A 23,971-nucleotide genomic window follows, 5' to 3' on the forward strand; every position below is an offset into this window, starting at 1 on the left:
TGGGAATTTCCAGGAAAATCCGGAAAAACCGGTCTTGGCACACTGGAAAATTCATGCTATAGTATAGAACAGAATAAGAAAGACATTTCTGGCGAAAGCCAGGGACGATATATGATAGAGGTGCAGGTTTCAAGAGTATTCTTCTGCAAGGGCTGGGCGGCCGCAGAAGGAGAAAGGGGAAACTGCCGAAGGAGGGAAATCCGCCCGGGATTTTCCCCCTGGGACGCTGCAGAATATGCAGCGTACTGTCACAATATGTGGAGCGCTATCATCATTGGTCACAGTCATATGTTTATTGGCAAACCATGAGCGCGTTCCCCAAAAGGGAGTATCGTTCATGGTTTTTCTTATGCAAGAGTTTCATAAGAAAAGGAGAAGAACAATGACACAAAGAAGAAAAAAAATCATGATAGCCTTCGTCGCATTTGCGGCTCTGCTGCTTTTGATGACGATGACTGTGTTTGCAGCCACCGGGGAGGAGCCGAAACCCCATATGTATGCTACATTCTGGTCTCTGATTCCCCCTGTGGTAGCTATTGCCCTGGCGCTGGTTACAAAAGAAGTGTATAGTTCCCTGTTTGTGGGAATTTTAGTGGGGGCTTTGTTTGCCACAGATTTTCAGTTTGAAGGAACAGTTCTGAAAATCATAGACGAAGGCTTTATTCAGGTACTTTCGGATTCTGCCAATGTGGGAATTCTGATTTTCCTGGTGATTCTGGGAACCATGGTCTGTATGATGAACCGGGCGGGAGGCTCCGCAGCTTTTGGAAAATGGGCAGGAAAGCACATCAAAACCAGAATCGGTGCCCAGATTGCCACCATTATTCTGGGAATCCTGATTTTTGTAGACGATTATTTCAACTGCCTTACCGTGGGAAGCGTTATGCGTCCAGTGACGGATAGACATCAGGTGTCAAAAGCCAAATTGTCATATTTGATAGATTCCACGGCTGCTCCGGTCTGCATTATTGCCCCGATTTCCTCCTGGGCAGCGGCAGTCAGCGGGTTTGTAGAAGGAGAGGACGGACTGGCCATTTTCATGCAGGCTATTCCCTATAACTTTTATGCACTGCTTACTATTTTTATGATGTTTGCCGTGGTGCTCATGCGGGTAGATTTCGGCCCAATGGCCCTGCATGAAGCCAACGCTTTGAAAGGTGATATCTATACCTGCGGCAAGCGTGCGGACGAGGAAGAAGAGACGGTAAAACCAAATCCGAGAGGAAAAGTTACAGACCTGGTAGTTCCCATTGTTTTGCTGATTATCTGTTGTATTACGGGGATGATTTACACGGGCGGCTTCTTTAGCGGAACGGATTTTGTGACTGCTTTTTCCCAGAGTGAAGCATCTCTGGCTCTGTCTATCGGAAGCTTTTTTGCCTTTGTTTTCACCGTGATTTTCTATGCGGCAAGGAGAGTGCTGTCTTTCCGTGACTGCATGGACTGCATTCCGGAGGGATTTAAGGCCATGGTGCCGGCGATTCTTATCCTGACTTTTGCATGGACACTGAAAGCTATGACGGACAGTCTGGGCGCAGACGTTTTTGTGGCAACAGCCATGAAATCGGTAGCCGGAGGACTGTTGAATTTCCTGCCGGCAATTATTTTCCTGGTGGGCTGCGCCCTGGCGTTTGCCACAGGAACCTCCTGGGGAACCTTTGGTATTTTAATCCCCATTGTAGTGGCTGTTTTTGAAGGCAAAGACCCGCAGATGATGATTATTTCCATTTCTGCCTGCATGGCCGGCGCTGTGTGCGGAGACCACTGTTCTCCCATTTCCGATACCACCATTATGGCGTCTGCGGGAGCGCAGTGTAATCATGTCAATCATGTGACTACCCAGCTGCCTTATGCGCTGACCGCAGCAGCAGTTTCCTTTGTAACGTATATCATTGCCGGTTTCGTAAAAACGGCGTGGATTGCCCTTCCGGCAGGGATTCTGCTGATGTTGGGAACTCTGCTGGTCATTAAGAAAAAATACGGCAGAAAGACAGCATAGAAAAAGATTTTTAAAGGAAAAGATGGAGTTGTTTCTTTTGGACAGCTTCATCTTTTTGTTTTTCTGAAAAGAAAAACAGCAAGATATCTAAAGTTTCCAGCAACATGACCCTAGCAATTTTTGAAAAATTTGTATATTCTAGGAATATAGAGTAAGGCGAACTTGCGAAAGGAGAAAAAACATGAGCGACACAAATTTTAAAGGACGTGTTACCATTCCTACAGATGTGGATGTGGTACCGGAGACACTGGAACTGGTAAAAAGATGGGGCGCAGACGCTATCCGTGACTGTGACGGCACAGACTACCCGGAGGAACTGAAAAATGTTGACGCAAAGGTATATTCCACCTATTACACGACAAGAAAGGACAATGCCTGGGCAAAAGCCAACCCGGAGGAAATCCAGCAGATGTACATTATGACGCCTTTCTACACAGCTGTGGAAAGCGAATTGTCCATTCATCTGATGAACCATTTATACCCGGATATGCTGAAGGTAAATTCCCACGATGATATCACACGCTGGTGGGAAGTTATGGACCGTACCACAGGAGAACCGCTTGAGTCATCCCAGTGGGAGTACAGCGAAGAAACCGGAGACGTGACCATTCACAATGCAAAGGAATTTCATGACTACACCGTCAGTTTCCTGGCTTACATTATGTGGGATCCGGTACATATGTACAATGCTGTGACAAATGGCTGGACAAACTTTGAAAAACAGATTACTTTTGATGTGCGTCAGCCGAAGACAAAAGAATATTCCATGAAACGTCTGCGCAAATTTATTGCAGACAATCCACATGTAGACGTTATCCGTTACACCACCTTCTTCCACCAGTTTACCCTGATTTTCGATGAACTGGCCAGAGAAAAATATGTAGACTGGTACGGATATTCCGCTTCTGTAAGTCCCTACATTCTGGAACAGTTTGAAAAAGAAGTGGGCTATAAATTCCGCCCGGAATTTATCATTGACCAGGGCTATATGAACAATACCTACCGTATTCCTTCCAAAGAATTCCAGGATTTTCAGGCATTCCAGAGAAGAGAAGTTGCCAAACTGGCAAAAGAAATGGTGGACATCACCCACGAGTGCGGCAAAGAAGCCATGATGTTCTTAGGAGACCACTGGATTGGCATGGAGCCCTTCATGGATGAGTTTAAAAACATCGGTTTGGACGCAGTGGTAGGAAGTGTGGGAAATGGTTCGACTCTTCGTCTTATCAGTGATATCAAAGGCGTAAAATACACAGAAGGCCGTTTCCTTCCATACTTTTTCCCGGATACATTCCACGAAGGCGGAGACCCTGTAAAAGAGGCAAAAGTAAACTGGGTAACAGCAAGACGCGCAATTTTAAGAAGCCCTATCGACCGTATCGGCTACGGCGGCTATCTGAAACTGGCGATGGAGTTCCCGGAATTTATCGACTATGTGGAAAGCGTATGCAACGAATTCCGTACTTTATATGAAAACATCAAGGGAACCACTCCATACTGCATCAAGAAAGTGGCTGTATTAAACAGTTGGGGCAAAATGCGTGCATGGGGAAATCACATGGTGCATCATGCCATTTATTACAAACAGAATTATTCTTATGCAGGCATTATCGAAGCGTTAAGCGGCGCACCATTTGACGTACAGTTTATCAGCTTTGACGACATCCGGGAAAATCCGGCAATTCTGGACGATATCGATGTGGTATTAAACGTAGGCGGCGCTTATACGGCTTATACAGGCGGCGAAAACTGGGCAGACGAAACCATTGTAACGGCTGTGAAGAGATTCATTTACAACGGCGGCGGTTTCATCGGTGTAGGGGAACCTACCGCTTACCAGCACGAAGGACGTTTCTTCCAGCTTGCAGGCGTTATGGGTGTGGAAAAAGAGACAGGCTTTACTTTAAACACAGACAAGTACAACTGGGATGAGCATGAGCACTTTATAACAGAAGACTGCAAAGGTGACGTGGACTTCGGAGAAGGACAGAAAGCGATTTACGCTCTGCCGGAAACCACGATTATCAAGCAGAACGATAAAGAAGTACAGATGGCTGTCCATGAATTCGGAAAAGGAAGAAGCGTATACATCAGCGGACTTCCATACAGCTTTGAAAACAGCCGTGTGCTTTACCGCGCCATTATCTGGGCTTCCCATGACGAAGAAAACCTGCATAAATGGTTCTCTGACAACTACAATGTAGAAGTACATGCGTATGTGAAGAATGGAAAATACTGCGTGGTAAACAATACTTATGAACCACAGGATACCACAGTTTACAAAGGCGACGGAAGCAGCTTTGCACTGCATTTGGAAGCGAATGAGATTAAGTGGTATGAAATCTGAGTTTCAGAGGATATGAATATTCTATAGAAAAACGGGGCTGTTTTGTGCGCAGCCCTGTTTTTTATGAATAGGAAGCAGTCGCCTTTTTCCCATCCGGCACATGCCGGGCCATTTTCTTCCTGTATTCATTAGGTGAAATCCCCGCAAATTTCTTAAACGTCTGTGAAAAATAAGACTGAGAGGAAAATCCCGTGATTTCGCCTATTTTTGTAACCGGATAATTGGTGGATTCCAACAGATACCTGGCTTCTTCCACTCTGCGTCCAATCAGGTAATTAATGGGAGAAATCCCTTTGTAGCTTTTAAACGCATGCACCAGGTAATACTTATTAATATGTACCAGAGAACTTAAAAACTCCAAAGTAATGTCCTCTGCATAGTGCTCATTGATATACTGCTCCACCAGCTTACATTCCCGTGTGGTTTTCTGCTGGGGAGCAGTCAGAAGTTCCTGCCTGGTGCTGCGGGCTATAAAGAGCAGTATCAGTTCCAGGAGGTTCTGGCACACCGCTGTATAGTTTAAAGGCTGGCTCTGCACCTCTTTTAACAGCGTGTCCAGATACCGGCGGATTTCCTGTTGACCGGGGGGAAGGGGAAACAGGCTGTAGTCGTAAGGCGTTCCTTTTTGGGCGTAGCCAAACTGTACCCCCTCAATTCCCAGGGCAACATACTCCCAGGGTTTTTCCCGGTTTCCCAGTTCCGTGTGCGGCGTGTTAGGGTTAATAAAAATCAAATCATTTTTCTGAACCGGAATTTTCTTACTGCCAATCTGGAAAAAACCGCTGCCCTTTGTGACAAAAAACAGTTCTGAAAAAGAGTGGGCGTGTTCCATACTGTGCCAGTCCCTGTCCGAAGTAGCGCAGGTGACATATAAAAGCTGGGCCTTGGGGCGGTCCAGATTGTGAAAATCCAGAGAATAACGTTGGTTGCTCATAATCAATAGAAGTTCCTTTTGTTTTTTATAAAGCTATTATAGCGGTTTTGGCAAAAGGAAACAAGGGGGATGCGTGCAGCTTAGGAACGCAGGTAGGTGCGCATGGCCTTTAAAGCATGTTTTTCCAGACGGCTGACCTGTGCCTGGGAAATGCCGATTTCCTGTGCAACCTCCATTTGCGTGCGTCCCTCATAAAAACGCATTTCAATGATATTTTTTTCCCGGTCATCCAGCCGCTTTAAAGCTTCCTTTAAAGATAAGTCTTCAATCCAGTTATCTTCTTTGTTCTTTTTGTCGCTGATTTGATCCATGACATACAGGGTGTCACCGCCTTCGGTATACACTGGTTCATACAGGCTTACCGGGCTTTGGATGGCATCCAGGGCATAGACGATATCCTCCTTCTCCATGCCGATTTCTTCGGCAATTTCTGTAATCGTGGGCTCTTTCTGGTGCTGCTTTACATAGTTTTCTCTGGCGTAAATGGCTTTGTAGGCCGTGTCCCGCAGGGAGCGGCTGACACGGATAGAATTGTTATCCCGCAGATAGCGGCGGATTTCTCCTATAATCATGGGAACTGCGTAGGTAGAAAACTTTACGTTCAGTGTGGTATCAAAGTTGTCAATGGCCTTGATGAGACCTACACAGCCAATTTGAAACAAATCATCCACATTCTCGCTGCTGTTGGAAAAACGTTTGATTACGCTTAATACCAGCCGCAGATTTCCCTTAATGTACCGTTCTCTCGCTTCCATGTCACCTGTTTTGATACGTGTAAACAACTGTTCCTTTTCCTCATTGGTAAGAACGGGAAGGCGTGCCGTATTGACGCCGCAGATTTCCACTTTGTTGAGTGCCATAGCAAGAATCCTCCAATCATGTAGTTTCAGCATCTACTAAAAAGATTCTCCCAAGAATGAGACAATATACCAAAGCGGGGAAAATTTCATAAAGTTTTAGTCCTTGACAAAGGAGAAAACAGGCTTGTATCCCTGTAAAAGCCATGGTATGCTTTGGGAGAGGTGGACGAAATGAAAATTTTACTTATTGAGGACGACAAGGGACTGCGCACGGGAATTTCCTTTGTGCTTTCCCAGGAAGGCTATGAGGTATGGGAGGCTGGAACAGCCAGAGAAGGTTATGCTCTTTTTAAAAGAGAGCAGCCAAAAGCTGTTTTAATGGACTTAAATCTGCCGGATATGGACGGAATTTTGCTGTGCAGAAAGATACGGGAAAACTCCCGTGTGCCGGTGCTTATGGTGACCGCCAGAGACATGGAGACAGACGAACTTCTGGGGCTGGAAAGCGGGGCGGATGATTATATTACCAAGCCTTTTTCCATAGCCGTACTGAAACTGCGCCTGAAAAAACTGGTGGAAAGAGAAGAAAAAAAGCCGAAAAAAGACAGCCGGGTGAAGTCCGGAAACTTGTGTATGGACACCGATTTTATGAAAATATGGGTGGGAAAAGAAGAAATAGAATGTAGTATGACGGAGTATAAACTGCTGAAATACTTCCTGGAAAACCGGGGACAGGTGCTGACACAAAATCAGATTTTAGAGGCTGTCTGGGACTGCAGAGGACGGTATGTCAATGCCAATACGCTGCAGGTAAATATAGGAAGACTGCGGAAAAAACTGGAGAGTGCAGGCTGCACTTCTTCGGTGAAAACCATTCACGGTATTGGCTATCTGTGGGAGGAGGAAGGATGACAGCAGAAGTATTTGCAGGTATCTGTCTGGGGGCTGCAGCAGTGGGAATTGCTTTGGGGTTGGGAAGTTTTCTATATTACCGGCGTCAGCTTCGAGTGTTTTCAGATGTTTTAAATACCTTTGAAAAGACGGGAGAACTGGTGGAAAAAGAGAGCCGGGAGACCATGGAATCCAAGCTCATCAGCCGCCTGTGCCGGGTATTAAAGCGCAGCAGACAGAAGGAAGAACAGGCGGGAAAAGAGAAACAGGAAATCGCAGAATTGCTTTCTGATATTTCTCATCAGCTAAAAACACCTCTGGCCAATATTCTGCTGAATACGGAACTTTTAAAAGAGGGGAAGTTAAGCAGCAGGGACCAGCGGCAGTTTCTGATGCGGAATCAGGAGCAGGCGGAAAAAATGCAGTGGCTCATGAAAACATTAGTAAAAGCCTCCCGGATTGAGCAGGGAATTCTGGTATTTGATACGTTTTTGGCGCCGCTTACAGAAACTCTGGCCAGAAGTATCAGCGCGGTTTATGCCCTGGCAAAGGAAAAACAGATTTCCATAGAAACGGAAAAAGTAGAGGAATGTATGCCTGTCCACAATCCCAAATGGACGGCAGAGGCCATAGGAAATATTCTGGAAAATGCGGTGAAGTACAGTCCAAAAGGCAGCCGTATTTTCATAGAAACAACGATGATGGAGTTGTATGTGCAGGTGAAAATTACGGATGAGGGTCCCGGTATCTGCGAGGCAGAATATAACCGGATTTTCCGTCGGTTTTACCGTGGAAAACAGGCGGAAGAGCAGGAGGGAAGCGGCCTTGGACTGTATCTGGCACAGGTGATTTTACAAAGTGAAAAAGGATATATTACAGTCGCCAAAGGCAGGAGAGGCGGGACATGTTTCTCGGTTTTTCTGTTTCTGGGGTGACAAAGGCGGAAGGAGTTCTGACAGTTTTGTCAGAACTTTTTTGGAAACTGTCAGAGGAATGTCAGATTTTCTCTGTAGAATCAAAGATAGAAAGACAACAGGAGAGGAGTTTGCTCTATGGAAATTTTAAAGACAGAGAATCTGAAAAAATATTATGGAAAAGATACCGGTCGGGTAAAGGCCCTGGACGGGGTGAATTTATCCGTGGAAGAAGGCGAATTTGCAGCTGTGGTGGGAACTTCTGGCAGTGGAAAAAGCACCCTTCTTCACATGCTGGGCGGTCTGGATTATCCTACAGAAGGGAAAGTATTTGTGGCCGGAAAGGACATTTTTTCTCTGAATGAAACCCAGCTTACAATTTTCAGAAGGCGCAACATCGGCTTTGTATTCCAGAACTACAATCTGGTGCCGGTGCTCAATGTGTATGAGAATATCGTACTTCCCATAGAACTGGATGGGGAGGAGCCGGATAAAGCGTATGTGGATGAAATTATCCGCACCTTAGGTATGGAGGAGAAGCGCTACAGCCTGCCGAATCAGCTTTCCGGCGGGCAGCAGCAGAGGGTGGCCATTGCCAGGGCGCTGGCTTCAAAACCCAGTATTTTGCTGGCCGATGAACCGACCGGAAACCTGGACTCGAAGACCTCGCAAGAGGTTCTGGGTCTTTTAAAACTGACCAATTCCAGGTTCTCCCAGACCATCGTCATGATTACTCATTCTGAAACCCTGGCCCAGCTTTGTGACCGGATTATCCGCATTGAGGACGGCAAAATCGTCAAATCCGGGGGTGAGGATTTATGAGGAATAACAACAAAAAAATCATACAGAAGCTTTCCATCAGAACTATGAAGCAGAGCCGTATGCGGAACCTTTTCGCCGTTGCGGCTATCTGTCTGACTACCCTTTTGTTTACCGCCGTTTTTTCCATGGGATTCGGCATGATGCAGATGCTGCAGGAGCAGACCATGCAGGAGGTAGGAGGAAGATTTCACGCAGGTTTAAAAGCCGTGACCATGGAACAGTATGAGAAGATTTCCCAGTCTTCTGAGGTGGATTCGTCGTCCTGGAATATTTTTCTTGGAATAGCAGATAACCTGAAAAAGAGGCAGGGGGAAATCCGTCTGGCAGGCAGCAAAGAAGAACTGGAGGGGGCTTTTGTAAAGATAAAAGAAGGCGCTTATCCGGAGGAGGAAGACGAGATTCTCATGGATACCATTACCCTGAAGGAACTGAAAATCCCGGCCAGAGTCGGCGAAAAGGTAACGCTTGAATATACCTTTATGGATAAGAACATGAAGCAGGAATTTACTCTTTCCGGCTGGTATGAAGGAAGCGAGATTTCCCATGCCAGTGAACTTTATATTTCAAAGGCATACTGGGAAAAGGTAAAGGGAAATTATACAGAAAAAGACTTTTTAAAACATTATGAAAAAACCGGAGATATGCAGGGTCTGGTAAATGGCAATCTGTATTTTCACAATGCCGGAAATATTGAGGATAAGGTTATCCGGGCTATCAAAGAGGCAGGCTATACACCGGAAAATGAGACGAAAATGTCCGGTACAGATACCATTCGCTATGGGGTCAACTGGGCCTATATGACTTCCAGAACAGAGAATCTGGATATGGAAAGTATGGTTCTGTTTGCGGCAGTTTTCTGTTTGGTTCTGGTGACAGGATACCTGATTATCTATAATATTTTTCAGCTTTCCATTCTCCGGGAAATCCGGTTTTACGGACTGTTGAAAACCATTGGAACTACGAAAAAGCAGCTGCAGAAACTGGTCTGCCGGCAGGTGTGGAAGCTGTGCGGTGTGGGGATTCCCTTAGGAGTGATGCTGGGGTATTTTCTGGGACAACTTTTGCTTCCCATGCTGGCAAAAATCAGTACATTCACAGGCAGCGGCAGCTTTTATTTCAACATTTGGATACTGGTGTTCGGCGGTGTGTTCTCTTTGCTGACCGTGTTTGTCAGCTGCCGCAAACCAGTAAAAATTGCAGGAAATGTATCTCCTATAGAGGCAGTGCGCTATACGGAAGGCGGCCTGAAACGAAAACGAATCAAGAAGTCCCAAAAGGGTGCCCAAATTGCCAGAATGGCCTTTTCCAATCTGGGAAGAAACAAAAAGAAAACCGTGTTAGTGATTACCTCGATTTCTCTGAGCGTGATTTTGCTGGAATTGGTTATGACGGTTGTGGGCAGCTTTCGGATAGAACAGTATTTGGAGGAGCGGATAGCAGGAGATTACATGATTGGAAATACCAACTGGACCAGCGCTTCTCTCAGAGTCATGGACTTTCAGATTGATGAAGCTTATGTGCAGGGGGCAGACAGTCAGCAGGGAATTACAGGCGCTTCGGAACTCTGGTATTTGAATTCCGAACATCTTTTGTCCGAAAAAGGGCAGGAGGAATTCCGGAAGCTGGATAAAGAGGGAAAGATAGATACAGGCTCTTATTACAGAGCGAGAGAGGAAGATAAAGAAAAAATGGGCAGGGGAGAAATGGCTCTGAATGAGAACCGCTATGGATATTCAGAATCCATGCTGAAACATTTGAAAGCAATAAAAGGCACCATTGATTTGGGAAAATTCAAAAGCGGAAAGTATGTGATTTTACAGGAGAGTGTCTGCACAGACAATGCGGAAAAGGGCGACAGCTTTTATGAGCCGGGAGATAAACTTGTGCTGCAGACACCCACCTCTCGGACAGAACAGAAAATAGAATATGATGAAAACGGAGAGGCACTGGGGTCTGGTCTTACCAACCTGGAACAAAAAGAGTATGAGGTTATGGCCATCGTGGAAGCCCTTCCAGGCAGTATGAACCTCCATGCGTATTCCATCAATGCCATTACCACCATTCTTCCGCTGGAAGAAATGAAGAAGTGCCCCAAAGCCGTCATGTTTGCAAAATCTTATACCGTGGAGTCAGAGAATGCAGAAGCTTTTGACAGATATCTGAAATACTATACAGAAGAGGAGAACACGTCCATGGGGTATCTGTCCAAAGAAAGTGTGAAAGCAGACTTTTCCGGCATGATTGACGGAGTGTCGGCGGTGGGATACGGGCTTTGTGCCGCAATTGCCATGATTGGAATTCTGAATTTTGCCAATTCGATGCTGACGGGTATTTTGTCCAGACGGCAGGAGCTGGCCGTCATGCAGAGCATTGGCATGACAAAGGAACAGGTACGGAAAATGCTCTTGTGGGAGAGTGGGTATCATCTGTTGATTTCGGGCGTTATCAGTGTGACAGCAGGAAGCATCATCGCCTATTTCGCTGTCAGTGCCCTAAACAATGTAATCATGTGCTTTGCCTATCGCTATACAGCCATTCCGTTTCTGATAATGCTGCCGGTGTTTGCATTGGTGGCAGGAGGAATTTCGCTGGTCGCTTACCGTCAGAGCCAGAAGAAGAGCGTGGTGGAAAGAATGCGGGAGGCGGAATAAAAAATACGGGGCTGTGCCTTCACAAGGCAATCCGAAAGACAGACACATTGGCTGAAAATGCAGCAGTCTTGCGGATTGCCGGCGAAGGAATGCCCCTTGAAAAGGGGATAAATTTAAAAAAATTGAAGTTTTTGAAAAAAATTGAAAAAAGGTATTGACAATTCATGGAATTTCAGTATATAATAGCAAAGCAGTCAGCGATACGGCTGACACGGAACGGGATCTTAGCTCAGCTGGGAGAGCATCTGCCTTACAAGCAGAGGGTCATAGGTTCGAGCCCTATAGGTCCCATTCTTTTGCCAAAAGACAAAAGAACAAAACATGGCGAGATAGCTCAGTTGGCTAGAGCATACGGTTCATACCCGTAGTGTCGAGGGTTCGAATCCCCCTCTCGCTACTTGTCGAAAGACATAAAATCAAATGGGATCTTAGCTCAGCTGGGAGAGCATCTGCCTTACAAGCAGAGGGTCATAGGTTCGAGCCCTATAGGTCCCATTCTTTTGCCAAAAAACAGAAGAACAGAACATGGCGAGATAGCTCAGTTGGCTAGAGCATACGGTTCATACCCGTAGTGTCGAGGGTTCGAATCCCCCTCTCGCTATTTACTAGGAGAATGCCCTTTTTGCACAAGACGGTTGTGTGGAAAGGGTGTTTTCGCACAAAAAAGAGGCGGAGAATTATGAGGAAGGAACAGCGAAAGAAGCAGTTAAGAAGAAAATTGGCCATAGTGTGTACCTGCTCACTGGCAGGTTTTGCAGCCATATTCGGAGGCATTTCCCTAAAGCGGGAATATGACCAGAGGCAGGAGGAAAAGCTGCGGATAGAAAGGGAAGAAGCGCAGAAAAAGCAGGAAGAGGAAGAACGAAAAGCAGAGGAAAAGAGAAAACTGGAAGAGCGTCTGAATGTAAAAATTGATATGAATATTTACAGTAAGGCGGCTATTGTAAAAGACTTGAAGAATCAGAAGGTGCTGGCGTCTAAAAGCCCGGAGGAGAGGATTTATCCGGCTTCTATGACGAAAATTATGACAGCGTTGGTAGCCATTGAAGAATTCGAGGATTTGGATAAAAGTATTGTGATTCCCGTAGATGAGGTACTGGCCCTGTACGAAAGAGGGGCTTCTATGGCTGGCTTCAAGCCGGGAGAGTCGGTTTCGGTAAGAGACCTTCTGTATGGGTTAATGCTGCCCTCCGGCGCAGACTGCTGTATGGCTCTGGCCTGTGAAATAGCCGGGGATGAGGCGGGATTTGTACAAAAAATGAATGCGAAGGCAAAAGAGCTGGGAATGACAAATACGAACTTTGTCAATGCCTCAGGTCTCCATGATGAGAATCACTATTCTACGGTACAGGACATTCTGGTTTTACTGGAATACGCTTTAAAGAACGAGACTTTTTATCAGGTCTTTACCACTCGTTCCTATACCACAGCTCCAACCCAGGAGTACCCGGAAGGGATTACCTTTGAAAGTACCATGTATGAGAAAAAAGACAGCCTGGAAGTGACAGACGGCGAAATTTTAGGTGGAAAAACGGGATTTACTTCTGCAGCAGGACTGTGCCTGGCCAGTCTGGCTGAAGTGGAAGGGCAGGAATACATTCTGGTGACTGCCGGTGCAGAGGGAAATCATGATACAGAGCCCTTTCATATTCTGGACGCAGAGAATATATACAGCCAGATTGGGGCAGCAATTGTTGGCGAATAGCGACTTGGTTCACAATCTGATTTTAGGGCTGACGCACGAATTATAGTGCGCAGCCCCTTTTTGCAGTCTTACAGCTTTTTTGTCTTTGCAATACAAGCCCGTACAGCGTCCATGACTGCACTGCGCATGCCTTCCTTTTCCAGCACGTTTACGCCTTCAATGGTGGTTCCGGCAGGTGAGCATACCATATCTTTCAAAGCGCCGGGATGGATTCCTGTTTCCAACACCATTTTTGCACTTCCAAGAACAGCCTGAGAGGCAAATTCATAAGCCTGTTTTCTGGGCATTCCTTCCGCTACAGCCCCGTCTGCAAGGGCTTCAATAAACAGAAAGACAAAAGCGGGAGAACTTCCGCTGACAGCCCCCACAACATCCAGAATCGGTTCTGTCACTACGTCAGCACGTCCGAAAGAGCGCAGCAGGGTCAGCACCTGACGGATTTCATCCGGGGATACAAACTGGTTTGGGCAGACGCCGGTAATGCCTTCTCCCACCAGAGCAGGGGTGTTGGGCATGGTGCGGATGATTTTTTTGTCTGTTCCGAATTTTTCCTGCAGCCAGTCCAGATTTTTTCCGGCGATAATGGAAATCAGAACCTGTCCGTCAGGCAGGCAGTCCCGGATTTCTTCCGCTACATCCCCACAGAACTGGGGTTTGATACAGAGAAAGAGATAATCGGCTTTTTTTGCCACTGCGAGATTATCCGTGGAGCAGGAGATACCCAGAGCGTCCGTGATTTTTTGGGCGGAAACTTCGGATTTTGTGGAGGCGAAAATTTCCTCTTTTTTTACAATTTCTTTTTCCAGAATGCCGGAAATAATGGCGGAGGCCATATTACCGCATCCGATAAAACCTAATGTCATAAAGAACCCTTCCTTTCTGAGATAAAATATACAGGATTTGTTCTATTTTAGCACAGTTTTTTTTGCCGGAGAAGAGATTTCCCGGAAAAAAATAGAGCCTGTTTTCTGAAGGTTCCGGTCTGTACAAAAAGAAGGAAATATACTAAAATAAGACAAAGAACCAAAAGTGAGAAAAAAGGAGTAAGAAAACATGATAAGCAGAGAGATTTTTACGGTGTACCACTGCAAAGCCTGCAACAAAATTGAGGTGAGCCAGTATATTACCAAAGAACAGATGGAGGAATTAGGATTGACAGAAGAAGATTTGAAACCAATCTGTCCCTTTACCGGAAGTTCTGATCTGGAAGAACTGGGACAGCTTGCGGAAAATGAACTGCGTCACTTTGCCTATACGGATGTGGAGGGCGTAAAAAGATATTTGAAAGAAAAGGAAAAAAAGGTGCCGAAACTGTAGTCTTTGTATCCAATCTTTCCCCGTATCATAGAGTATAGTATACCCGCAGAATCTACGGCAGGTTTTGCGGGATTTTTGAATTTTGGGGGAGAGATTATGAAAAAGAAAGTAAGCATGCTTTTTGCAGCCCTTTTGTGCCTGAGCATGGGACTTACAGGCTGCGGAACAAACAAGGAGAACGGGAAAGAGGATACAAAGGAAGAATTGACAAAGGTGACATTAAATGAGGTGGCTCATTCTGTGTTCTATGCGCCTCAGTATGTGGCCATCGAAGAGGGATATTTTGTGGAAGAGGGCATTAAACTGGAACTGGTAACCGGTTTCGGCGCTGATAAAGTCATGTCTGCACTGTTGTCAGGAGAGGCTGATATTGGTTTTATGGGTTCTGAAGCAACGATTTATGCGTATCAGCAGGGGGCGAATGACAAGGTGATGAATTTTGCCCAGCTTACCCAGAGAGCCGGAAATTTTCTTGTGGCAAGAGAAGAAATGCCGGATTTTCAATGGACGGACTTAAAGGGAAAAGATATTCTGGGAGGACGCAAAAGCGGTATGCCGGAAATGGTTTTTGAATATATTTTGAAAGAAAAAGGTATGGACCCCGAAAAAGATATGAACATTGACCGGAGTATAGACTTTGGCTCTACGGCAGCGGCTTTTTCCGGTGGACAGGGGGAATTCAGCGTGGAGTTTGAACCTTCGGCCACCATGTTGGAACAGGAAGGAGCCGGTTATGTGGTAGCGTCCTGCGGTGTGGAATCCGGTTATGTGCCCTATACGGCTTACAGCGCAAAAGAGAGTTATATTGAAGAGAATCCAGAGCTGATTCAGGGATTTGTCCGGGCGCTGCAAAAGGGGATGGATTATGTGAATTCTCATACCCCGGAAGAAATTGCTGCTATGATTGAACCTCAGTTTGAAGAAAACGATTTGGAAACCATTACGGCTATTGTGAAGCGTTATCAGGAACAGGATACCTGGAAAGAAAATCTTATTTTTGAACAGGAGAGTTTTGAACTTCTGGAAGATATTCTGGAAAGCGCAGGGGAACTGGAGCAGCCGGCGCCGTATGAAGAACTGGTACTGACAGAATACGCCGAGAAAGCGGCAAAGTAAAGCCGTTGGTGAAACGTGGTTTGGTGAGTTATCTGCCCAGACTGTATTCGGATCGCATTCCGTGGATACGGCCTGGAGCAGATAGCCGCTGAAGTCAACCCCTTTTTTTGCCTGAAGATAAGGTGCTGTTGTGATAGGCAGAGGAGAAAGTCACATCTTCCCCGAACCAGGCAGGGGGAACAAAGGCATTTGCCTCGTCTTCTGTGGGAAATTCTACCTCTGCCAGCCAAAGACCTTCATAGGGAGCGTCAAAAACGTCCAGTTCAATGGTCAGGTCATTGGGAAGGGGAAGCAGATACCTGGTTTTGGAGAGCACAAGGCCATCCGCCTTTTCTTTTAAATGCTGGTAGGCTTCCTTGGTCAGGGGGAGATTGTATTCCTCCCGTACCATCATGCCTTTTCCTTTGTAGGTCAGATAATAATCGTCGTTCTGTCTGCGAATACGGACAACCGGATTGACACAGAGATAGGCTTGCTGGATTTTTCTGGAGGGAAAGGTTTCCAGTTCTTTGGGAAGTTGATGAATCAGATATTTGCGTTCGATTTCCATAAAAACTCCTTTTCTCCGCATAGCTGCGGTGCGGTAAATCCTGAATGAAAAAACAGTCAGGCTTCTCTTGATGAAAAGCTAAAAGTATCATATAATTTTCAGATGAAAAAAGCAAGGAGGAAGGCGGAAAAATGGAATTTGTCATGGAAATGGCAGGGGCAGAGCAGATAGAGGAACTGGTGGAAATTATGGAAGACGCTGCCCGAAACGTACAGAAAAAGGAATGGTTTGCAGCGGGAGACAGAGCCTGTCTGTTAGACGCGCTTCTGGGAAACAGTTTTGTCATTCTGGCCAGAGAGCGGGAAAGTCGGGAAGCGGCAGGCTTTTTTGCCGTGCTCTTTCCTGAGGAAAAGGAAGAATACATGGCAGAGTATACAGCCCTTTCTGAACAAGAGCGGGAACATCTGGTATACATGGATACGGCGGCTGTAAAGAAAGTTTTCTGTGGAAACGGACTGCAGAGGAAGATGCTTGAGGCGGCAGAAGAAGCATTGAAAAAGCGCGGGGACTTAAGTCAGTGGTATTGTCTTTGTACCGTGCACCCGGATAACCGCTTTAGCCTGAAGAATATGCAGGGAGCAGGTTATGAAATCCTGGCAGAAGCAGAGCTTTACGGGGGACTGCCCCGGCTGATACTTGGGAAAAAATTAAAAACAAGAAGGGAAAAGGACAGAAAAGGGGATTGACAACCCTTTTGCAAAATGGTATGTTTTAAGTGCTTATATGACTGACGGAAGTGGAAATGACCACGGGGAGTATAAGCCGCAGAAGCCGACCGTCTGGGCACATATGCTCGGAAAGTGGGCTTTTTCTTATTTCACGGGAAGGTCAGAAGACGCTGTGGAAAGGAAAAAGTCTTCCGGGCAGGATTTCATCTTATCATAGAACAGCAGGAAAAGGAGAAATGTTCATGGAAATGTTATCACTGGAAAAAGAATTGAGAGACAATGCGTATCCGGGCAGAGGAATTGTGCTGGGAAAATCAGAGGACGGAAAAAAAGCCGTTGCCGCTTACTTCATTATGGGAAGAAGTGAAAACAGCAGAAACCGCGTATTTGTAGAAGAAGGAGAAGGCATCCGCACACAGGCCTTTGACCCTTCCAAATTAGTGGATCCAAGTCTGATTATCTACGCGCCTGTGCGTGTATTGGGAAACAAAACCATTGTGACAAACGGAGACCAGACCGATACAATTTATGAAGGCATGGACAAACAGATGACTTTTGAGCAGTCCTTGAGGTGTAGGGAGTTTGAGCCGGACGGACCAAACTATACCCCTCGTATTTCCGGTATTATGCATGTGGAAGGCGGGAAATACAATTATGCCATGTCCATTTTAAAGAGCAACAATGGAAATCCGGAGGCCTGCAACCGCTATACCTTCGCTTACGAAAATCCGGTGGCAGGAGAGGGCCATTTTATTCATACTTATATGCATGACGGCAATCCGCTGCCAAGTTTTGAAGGCGAACCGAAGCTGGTAAGTATTCCAAATGAAATTGACGCTTTTACAGAGCAGGTATGGAGCAGTCTCAATGAGGACAACAAAGTTTCTCTGTTTGTGCGTTTTATTGATATTGAAACAGGCAAGTATGAAACCAGAATTGTGAATAAAAATAAATAAGAAACGGGAAAGGAGAACTTTGTTATGAAAGAATTAGCTTTGAAATACGGCTGTAATCCGAATCAGAAACCTTCCAGAATTTACATGGAAGAGGGTGCAGAACTTCCTATTAAAGTATTGTCAGGAAAACCGGGATATATCAATTTCCTGGACGCGTTTAACGGCTGGCAGTTAGTCAGAGACTTAAAGAAAGCCACAGGTCTTCCGGCGGCAACTTCTTTTAAGCATGTATCCCCTGCAGGCGCAGCGGTAGGACTTCCGCTTACGGAAACTCTGGCAAAAATTTACTGGGTAGACGATATGGACTGGAAAAACTTTTCTCCCATTGCCTGTGCTTACGCAAGAGCCAGGGGCGCAGACCGTATGTCTTCCTTTGGTGACTTCATTTCCCTTTCTGATGTGTGCGATAAAGATACCGCTATGCTCATTAAGAGAGAAGTTTCCGATGGTGTCATTGCGCCGGGCTACACAGAAGAAGCCCTGGAAATTCTGGCACAGAAGAAAAAAGGCAATTACAATGTCATTGAAATTGACCCGGACTATGTACCGGCTCCTCTGGAACACAAGCAGGTCTTTGGTGTTACCTTTGAGCAGGGACGTCAGGAACTGGCTATTGACGATGCACTGATTTCCAATTTGGTGACAGAAAAAAAAGAACTTACCGAAGAAGCAAAAAGAGATATGAAGATTTCTCTGATAATTCTGAAATATACACAGTCTAATTCCGTATGCTTTGTCAAAGACGGACAGGCCATCGGTGTAGGCGCTGGACAGCAGTCCCGTGTACACTGTACCCGTCTGGCAGGACAGAAAGCAGACAACTGGTGGTTAAGACAGTGCCCGAAGGTTATGAACCTTCCGTTTAAAGACAGCATTACCCGTGCAGAGAGAGACAATGCCATTGACGTTTATATTGGCGAGGAATACATGGACGTGCTGGCTGACGGTGCGTGGGAAAAAACATTTACCGAGAAACCGGAAGTCTTTACCAGAGAGGAAAAGAGAGCATGGCTGGATACCCTTCAGGAAGTGACCCTTGGCTCTGACGCCTTCTTTCCATTCTCTGACAACATTGAGCGGGCACACAAAAGCGGTGTAGCTTATATTGCACAGCCGGGAGGCTCAGTCAGAGATGATGCGGTTATTGAGACCTGCAACAAATACAATATGGTTATGGCGTTTACCGGAATTCGCCTGTTCCATCACTAAATCAACCATGGTATAACAAAAAAGTGGCTGCGCTTCTGCGCAGCCCTTTTTTTCAATCAGGCATTGACAAAGAAAGGATATTTGATATATTCTGAAAGAGAAAATACAGGCTACAAACAGATAGGAGAGTGTGACATGAGTATTAGAATTGGTATTTTAGGATATGGAAACTTAGGCCGTGGTGTGGAGTGCGCAGTGAAACATAACCCGGATATGGAACTGGTTGCTGTCTTTACCAGACGAAATCCCGAAGAGGTAAAGATTCTTACAGAGACAGCAAAGGTATATCATGTAGACCAGGCTGTGGGTATGAAAGATGAAATCGACGTGCTGATTCTCTGCGGCGGAAGCGCTACAGACCTGCCGGTACAGACACCGGAGTTTGCACAGTATTTTAACGTTGTAGACAGTTTTGATACACACGCAAGAATTCCGGAACACTTTGCAGCTGTAGATGAAGCGGCAAAGAAAGGAAATAAGACAGCCATGATTTCTGTGGGATGGGATCCGGGTATGTTTTCTCTGAACCGCTTATACGCCAATGCGATTTTGCCGGGAGGTAAGGATTATACCTTCTGGGGAAAAGGTGTCAGTCAGGGCCATTCCGATGCAGTGAGAAGAATTGAAGGAGTCTTAGACGCAAGACAGTATACCATTCCTGTGGAAAGCGCACTGGAAGCAGTAAGAAACGGAGAAAATCCGGAACTCACCACACGCCAGAAGCACACAAGAGAAGTCTTCGTAGTAGCTGAGGACGGTGCAGACAAAGCAAGGATTGAAAACGAAATTAAAACCATGCCAAACTATTTTGACGAGTATGATACAACCGTACATTTCATTACCGCGGAAGAAATGGCAGCCAACCATGCAGGGCTTCCTCACGGCGGTTTTGTTATCCGTACAGGCAGCACAGGGTGGGAAGATGAGCATAAGCATGTAGTGGAATACAGTCTGAAGCTGGATTCCAACCCAGAATTTACTTCTTCTGTCATTGCTGCATATGCAAGAGCGGCATACCGCATGAGCCGGGAAGGACAGACAGGCTGCAAGACCGTATTTGACGTGGCACCTGCTTATTTAAGCCTTGAGACTCCGGAAGAACTCCGTGCACATATGCTGTAAAAAACGTGGAGAAGAAAGAGAGTGTAAACGTGAATACAAACATAGACCCCAAAAGAGAAGCCAAGAGAATTATCTTTGGTCTAATCGGCGCTGTGATTATGGCTGTGAACATCAAGACCTTTGTGCGGGCAGGGGGATTGTATCCGGGAGGATTTAACGGAGTGACACTGCTGTTTCAGACTATCTGTGACCGCTTTTTTGCTATTGCCGTTCCTTTTTCCCCTATCAGCCTTGCGTTGAATGCCATTCCGGCTATCATCAGCTTTAAGGCAATCGGCAAGCGTTTTACCATAACCACCAGTTTGCTGATTATAGCTACCAGTGTGCTTACGGATGCAATACCCTCCGTACCGATTACCCAGGATATTCTGCTTATCAGTGTGTTTGGTGGGTTGATTAACGGTGCGGCTATCAGTATTGCGTTAATCGGCGGCGCTTCTACAGGAGGAACGGATTTTATTGCCATTTATTTTGCGGAAAAGAAGAATAAGGACGTGTGGAATTATATTCTTCTGGGAAATGCCATGGTGCTTTTGGTTGCAGGATATTTGTTCGGCTGGGACAAAGCTCTGTATTCCATTATTTTTCAGTATGCTTCCACGCAGATGATTCACCTGCTGTATCAGACGTATAAGAAAGTCACGCTGTTTGTGATCACGGACGAACCGGAAGCTGTATACCAGGCCATTTATGAGGTTACCAACCACAGCGCTACGGAATTTACAGCAACGGGTATGTATTCCAATACCAAGCGGAAAATGATATATTCCGTGGTATCAACTATGGAGGCTAAAGTGCTTACCGAAAAGGTGATGGAGGCAGACCCTCACGCATTTGTAAATGTGGTGAAGACAGATACGCTTTTGGGAAGATTCTATCAGAAAGAAAATTATTGAGAAAACGGGATTGACAAATTCAGAATTTCGAGTATACTACTTAATCGTAAAGCAAAGGCGCTTTGGAGAAAATCCAAGGCGTCTTTTTGCGTTTCTGCGGAAAGGAGAAAAAACATTGGAAGAACGTATAAAAGAAGCCTGCGGCGTATTCGGTATTTATGCCCCGGCAGGAGAACAGGTGGCAAATTCCGTTTATTACGGACTGTCTTCCCTGCAGCACAGAGGACAGGAATCCTGCGGTATTGCCGTCTGCGATACAAAGGGGCCTGTGGGAAATATGCATGTACATCGCGGCATGGGGCTTGTAAACGAAGTTTTTAAAGAAGAAAATTTAAGAGAACTGAAAGGAAACCTGGGTGTCGGCCATGTGCGGTATTCTACCACAGGGGCGGCTGCGTTAAATAATGCCCAGCCTTTAGTGCTGCATTATATCAAGGGTACTCTGGCTCTGGCTCATAACGGAAATTTAGTGAATACAAAGGAACTGAGAGAAGAATTGGCGAAAAGCGGTGCAATTTTCCAGACCACTACGGACTCAGAAGTCATTGCCTACTACATTGCCAGAGAAAGAGTGAATACCAGAACTGTGGAAGAAGCAATTTTACGGACGGCAGAGAAAATCAAGGGCGCCTATGGCCTGGTGATAGCCAGTCCTCAGAAATTAATCGGCGTAAGAGACCCTCTGGGATTGAAGCCGCTCTGTCTGGGCAAACGGGGAGAGGCATATATATTTGCTTCGGAAAGCTGTGCACTTTCTGCCATTGGTGCAGAGTTTGTTCGTGATGTCCGTCCTGGTGAAATTGTGACAATTTCCGAGGGGCAGGTATTTTCCAACACGGAATTGTGTCAGAAGCAGCAGGCGCACTGTGTTTTTGAATACATTTATTTTGCCAGATTGGACAGCAAAATCGATGGGGTTTCGGTCTATGAATCCAGGTTAAAAGCAGGAGAAGCCCTGGCGAAAGTTTATCCCGCAGAGGCAGACATGGTGGCAGGCGTGCCGGATTCGGGCATTACTGCGGCACAGGGGTATGCCAAAGCCTCCGGTATTCCCTTTGGAATGGCTTTTTACAAAAACAGTTATGTGGGAAGAACCTTTATCAAACCTACACAGGAGGAGCGGGAATCCAGTGTGCGTCTGAAACTCAGCGTGCTGGAGCAGGCAGTCAAAGGAAAGAACCTTGTTCTGGTAGACGATTCCATTGTCCGGGGAACCACCATTGCCAATTTGATACGGCTTTTAAAACAGGCAGGTGCCGGAAAGGTGCATGTGCGCATTAGCTCTCCTCCCTTTCTCTATCCCTGCTATTATGGAACAGACGTGCCTTCCAATAAACAGCTTCTGGCAGTATCCCACTCCACGGAGGAAATCCGCAGGATGATTGGTGCGGATTCCCTGGGATATATGAAAGTGGAGGATTTGGCTGCTATGGCAGAAGGTCTGCCTCTTTGCAAAGCTTGCTTTGACAACCGGTATCCCACAGAGATTTAGGCTCCGCTTGCACCGTAATTGGACAGGACTCTGGCGGAAGGGTCGTCTACATTACAGCCTTTCCAGGCTTTGTTGGGCATCCAGAAGTCTGCCACCATCCGGCTTTGTCCTGGATAATATTTTTCAAAAATTTCCCGGTACAAAAGGGATTCCTTGGTAAAGGGCTGTGCGTGGGCATAGCCCTTTTGCTTCTCTTCAAACTCTTTCTGGGTGTATTGAGTGTCTGCATATTCTTTCAGATAATCTACCATAGAATGCCCCACTGCGTCTGAAAATGCAGCTTTTTCTCTCCAGAGAATCTCAGGGGGCAGATACCGGCCTTTTTCAAAGGCGCGGCGCAGTAGATATTTTCCTTTTCCGTAAGTGTTCATTTTTAGTTTTGGATTTACGCTCATGACGTAGCGTACAAAGTCCAAATCCCCGAAGGGAACCCTTGCTTCCAGAGAATTTACGGAAATGCAGCGGTCCGCCCGGAGCACGTCATACATATGCAGTTCCCGAATCCGCTTCTGTGATTCCTTTTGAAATTCTTCCGGCGAAGGGGCAAAGTCGGTATATTTGTAGCCGAATAATTCGTCAGAAATTTCTCCGGTAAGCAAAACCCGGATGTCTGTCTGTTCATGAATGGCTTTGCATACCAGGTACATACCAATGCTGGCGCGGATCGTGGTGATATCGAAAGTGCCCAGGAGCTGAATGACTTCTTCCAGGGAAGCCAGAACCTCTTTCTTGGAGATGATGACCTCCGTGTGCTGACTGCCAATATAATCGGCTGTCTGCCGGGCATATTTCAAATCAATGGCGTCTTCCTTCATGCCAATGGCAAAGGTGCGGATAGGAACCTGGCTTTTTTGTGCTGCCACGGCACAGACCAGGGAAGAATCCAGACCGCCGGACAGGAGAAAACCGACCTTGGCATCGGCGACCAGCCGCTTTTCAATTCCGGCAGTGAGCTTGTCATGAATCTTTTGGCATACGGTTTCCATATCGTCATCACTGTAGTTTTCGGCTTTTGCAATGTCACAGTAGCACACAAATTTGCCGTCTTTGTAAAAATGTCCCGGTGGGAAGGGCATGATATGTTCACATAAACCCACCAGATTTTTAGGTTCACTGGCGAAAACCATGACCCCTTTTGAATCCCGTCCATAGTAAAGAGGGCGAATGCCTATGGGGTCTCTGGCTGCAATGTATTCCTGGGTTTTGCTGTCATAGAGGATACAGGCAAACTCTGCGTCCAGCATGGCAAACATGTCGGTGCCATATTCTTCATACAGAGGCAGCAGGATTTCGCAGTCTGAGTCGCTCTCAAAGCTGTATTTTCCCAGAAGCTGTTTTTTTATCCGCTCGAATCCATAGATTTCTCCATTGCACACCAGATGATTTCCATGCAGCGAAAAGGGCTGCATACCGGAAGGGGTAAGCCCCATAATGGCAAGTCGGTGAAAGCCCAGAAAGCCTTTTCCCGTATCTGTTATGCGGCTGTCATCCGGTCCTCTGGAAACCGTTCTCTGAAAATACTTCTGAAATTCTTCCAGAAGAAGGCCGCTGTCACAATATCCCATAACTGAACACATAATCA

General features: G+C 46.2%; 20 protein-coding genes, 4 tRNA genes and 2 riboswitches. Of the genes, 19 read left to right on the top strand and 5 right to left on the bottom strand.

What is annotated here, in order from left to right:
* Positions 1-107 precede the first annotated feature (107 nt).
* Positions 108-276, top strand: a riboswitch (Lysine riboswitch).
* A gap of 106 nt (positions 277-382) precedes the next feature.
* Positions 383-1,999, top strand: a complete 1,617-nt coding sequence (locus G5A70_RS00415; RefSeq protein WP_226853418.1) for a Na+/H+ antiporter NhaC family protein — start codon at positions 383-385, stop codon at positions 1,997-1,999.
* 181 nt (positions 2,000-2,180) lie between these two features.
* On the top strand, positions 2,181-4,346 hold the full coding sequence (gnpA, locus tag G5A70_RS00420) for a 1,3-beta-galactosyl-N-acetylhexosamine phosphorylase (RefSeq protein WP_173747160.1): 2,166 nt from the start codon (positions 2,181-2,183) through the stop codon (positions 4,344-4,346).
* Between the two features lie 61 nt (positions 4,347-4,407).
* Here gnpA and G5A70_RS00425 read toward each other — a convergent pair whose 3' ends face one another.
* Both G5A70_RS00425 and sigG read right to left on the bottom strand, forming a co-directional pair.
* On the bottom strand, positions 4,408-5,280 hold the full coding sequence (locus G5A70_RS00425; RefSeq protein WP_173747161.1) for an AraC family transcriptional regulator: 873 nt from the start codon (positions 5,278-5,280) through the stop codon (positions 4,408-4,410).
* Positions 5,281-5,360: 80 nt separating this feature from the next.
* Complete coding sequence (sigG, locus tag G5A70_RS00430) at positions 5,361-6,140, bottom strand: RNA polymerase sporulation sigma factor SigG (protein WP_173747162.1); 780 nt, start codon at positions 6,138-6,140, stop codon at positions 5,361-5,363.
* A gap of 171 nt (positions 6,141-6,311) precedes the next feature.
* Between sigG and G5A70_RS00435 the strand changes: the two genes are divergently transcribed.
* From G5A70_RS00435 to G5A70_RS00475, 9 genes are all read left to right on the top strand, one after another.
* Positions 6,312-6,992: a response regulator transcription factor gene (locus G5A70_RS00435; RefSeq protein ID WP_173747163.1), complete on the top strand. Its 681-nt coding sequence runs from the start codon at positions 6,312-6,314 to the stop codon at positions 6,990-6,992.
* Positions 6,989-7,906: a sensor histidine kinase gene (locus tag G5A70_RS00440; protein WP_173747164.1), complete on the top strand. Its 918-nt coding sequence runs from the start codon at positions 6,989-6,991 to the stop codon at positions 7,904-7,906. The genes G5A70_RS00435 and G5A70_RS00440 overlap by 4 nt, the downstream gene beginning before the upstream one ends.
* Before the next feature lie 117 nt (positions 7,907-8,023).
* Positions 8,024-8,707 carry an ABC transporter ATP-binding protein gene (locus G5A70_RS00445; protein WP_173747165.1) on the top strand — a complete coding sequence of 228 codons (684 nt, stop codon included), beginning with the start codon at positions 8,024-8,026 and terminating at the stop codon, positions 8,705-8,707.
* Positions 8,704-11,358, top strand: a complete 2,655-nt coding sequence (locus tag G5A70_RS00450; protein ID WP_173747166.1) for an ABC transporter permease — start codon at positions 8,704-8,706, stop codon at positions 11,356-11,358. The genes G5A70_RS00445 and G5A70_RS00450 overlap by 4 nt, the downstream gene beginning before the upstream one ends.
* Before the next feature lie 218 nt (positions 11,359-11,576).
* A tRNA-Val gene (locus tag G5A70_RS00455) sits at positions 11,577-11,649 on the top strand.
* A gap of 32 nt (positions 11,650-11,681) precedes the next feature.
* Positions 11,682-11,755: transfer RNA gene (locus tag G5A70_RS00460), tRNA-Met, on the top strand.
* A 25-nt stretch (positions 11,756-11,780) separates the two neighbouring features.
* Positions 11,781-11,853 (top strand) — tRNA-Val (locus G5A70_RS00465).
* Positions 11,854-11,885: 32 nt separating this feature from the next.
* Positions 11,886-11,959 (top strand) — tRNA-Met (locus G5A70_RS00470).
* A gap of 78 nt (positions 11,960-12,037) precedes the next feature.
* Positions 12,038-13,063 (top strand): D-alanyl-D-alanine carboxypeptidase family protein, encoded by a 1,026-nt coding sequence (locus G5A70_RS00475; RefSeq protein WP_173747167.1) that lies wholly within the window; start codon positions 12,038-12,040, stop codon positions 13,061-13,063.
* A gap of 68 nt (positions 13,064-13,131) precedes the next feature.
* Here G5A70_RS00475 and proC read toward each other — a convergent pair whose 3' ends face one another.
* Positions 13,132-13,926 carry a pyrroline-5-carboxylate reductase gene (proC, locus tag G5A70_RS00480; RefSeq protein ID WP_173747168.1) on the bottom strand — a complete coding sequence of 265 codons (795 nt, stop codon included), beginning with the start codon at positions 13,924-13,926 and terminating at the stop codon, positions 13,132-13,134.
* A gap of 190 nt (positions 13,927-14,116) precedes the next feature.
* Between proC and G5A70_RS00485 the strand changes: the two genes are divergently transcribed.
* Positions 14,117-14,380: a toxin PIN gene (locus G5A70_RS00485; RefSeq protein WP_180211069.1), complete on the top strand. Its 264-nt coding sequence runs from the start codon at positions 14,117-14,119 to the stop codon at positions 14,378-14,380.
* A 96-nt stretch (positions 14,381-14,476) separates the two neighbouring features.
* Positions 14,477-15,496, top strand: coding sequence for an ABC transporter substrate-binding protein (locus tag G5A70_RS00490; protein ID WP_173747169.1), 1,020 nt, complete (start codon positions 14,477-14,479; stop codon positions 15,494-15,496).
* Positions 15,497-15,590: 94 nt separating this feature from the next.
* Here G5A70_RS00490 and G5A70_RS00495 read toward each other — a convergent pair whose 3' ends face one another.
* Positions 15,591-16,046: a CYTH domain-containing protein gene (locus tag G5A70_RS00495; RefSeq protein WP_173747170.1), complete on the bottom strand. Its 456-nt coding sequence runs from the start codon at positions 16,044-16,046 to the stop codon at positions 15,591-15,593.
* A gap of 131 nt (positions 16,047-16,177) precedes the next feature.
* Here G5A70_RS00495 and G5A70_RS00500 point away from each other — a divergent pair, with 131 nt between their 5' ends.
* The 6 genes from G5A70_RS00500 (at position 16,178) to purF (ending at position 22,389) form a co-directional block, all read left to right on the top strand.
* Positions 16,178-16,732, top strand: coding sequence for a hypothetical protein (locus G5A70_RS00500; RefSeq protein WP_173747171.1), 555 nt, complete (start codon positions 16,178-16,180; stop codon positions 16,730-16,732).
* A 27-nt stretch (positions 16,733-16,759) separates the two neighbouring features.
* Positions 16,760-16,838: riboswitch (ZMP/ZTP riboswitch) on the top strand.
* 118 nt (positions 16,839-16,956) lie between these two features.
* Positions 16,957-17,670 (top strand): IMP cyclohydrolase, encoded by a 714-nt coding sequence (locus G5A70_RS00505; protein WP_173747172.1) that lies wholly within the window; start codon positions 16,957-16,959, stop codon positions 17,668-17,670.
* A 24-nt stretch (positions 17,671-17,694) separates the two neighbouring features.
* Positions 17,695-18,879 (top strand): phosphoribosylaminoimidazolecarboxamide formyltransferase, encoded by a 1,185-nt coding sequence (locus tag G5A70_RS00510; RefSeq protein ID WP_173747173.1) that lies wholly within the window; start codon positions 17,695-17,697, stop codon positions 18,877-18,879.
* Positions 18,880-19,014: 135 nt separating this feature from the next.
* Positions 19,015-20,001: a diaminopimelate dehydrogenase gene (locus G5A70_RS00515; RefSeq protein ID WP_173747174.1), complete on the top strand. Its 987-nt coding sequence runs from the start codon at positions 19,015-19,017 to the stop codon at positions 19,999-20,001.
* A gap of 29 nt (positions 20,002-20,030) precedes the next feature.
* Positions 20,031-20,897, top strand: a complete 867-nt coding sequence (locus G5A70_RS00520) for a YitT family protein (RefSeq protein ID WP_173747175.1) — start codon at positions 20,031-20,033, stop codon at positions 20,895-20,897.
* A 115-nt stretch (positions 20,898-21,012) separates the two neighbouring features.
* Positions 21,013-22,389, top strand: coding sequence for an amidophosphoribosyltransferase (gene purF, locus G5A70_RS00525; protein ID WP_173747176.1), 1,377 nt, complete (start codon positions 21,013-21,015; stop codon positions 22,387-22,389).
* Here the strand turns inward: purF and asnB are convergent.
* Positions 22,386-23,966, bottom strand: a complete 1,581-nt coding sequence (gene asnB / locus G5A70_RS00530) for an asparagine synthase B (protein ID WP_173747177.1) — start codon at positions 23,964-23,966, stop codon at positions 22,386-22,388. The two genes, purF and asnB, sit on opposite strands and share 4 nt — an antisense overlap.
* Positions 23,967-23,971 lie beyond the last annotated feature (5 nt).

Source organism: Blautia hansenii (assembly GCF_013304445.1).
Lineage (GTDB): Bacteria > Bacillota > Clostridia > Lachnospirales > Lachnospiraceae > Blautia.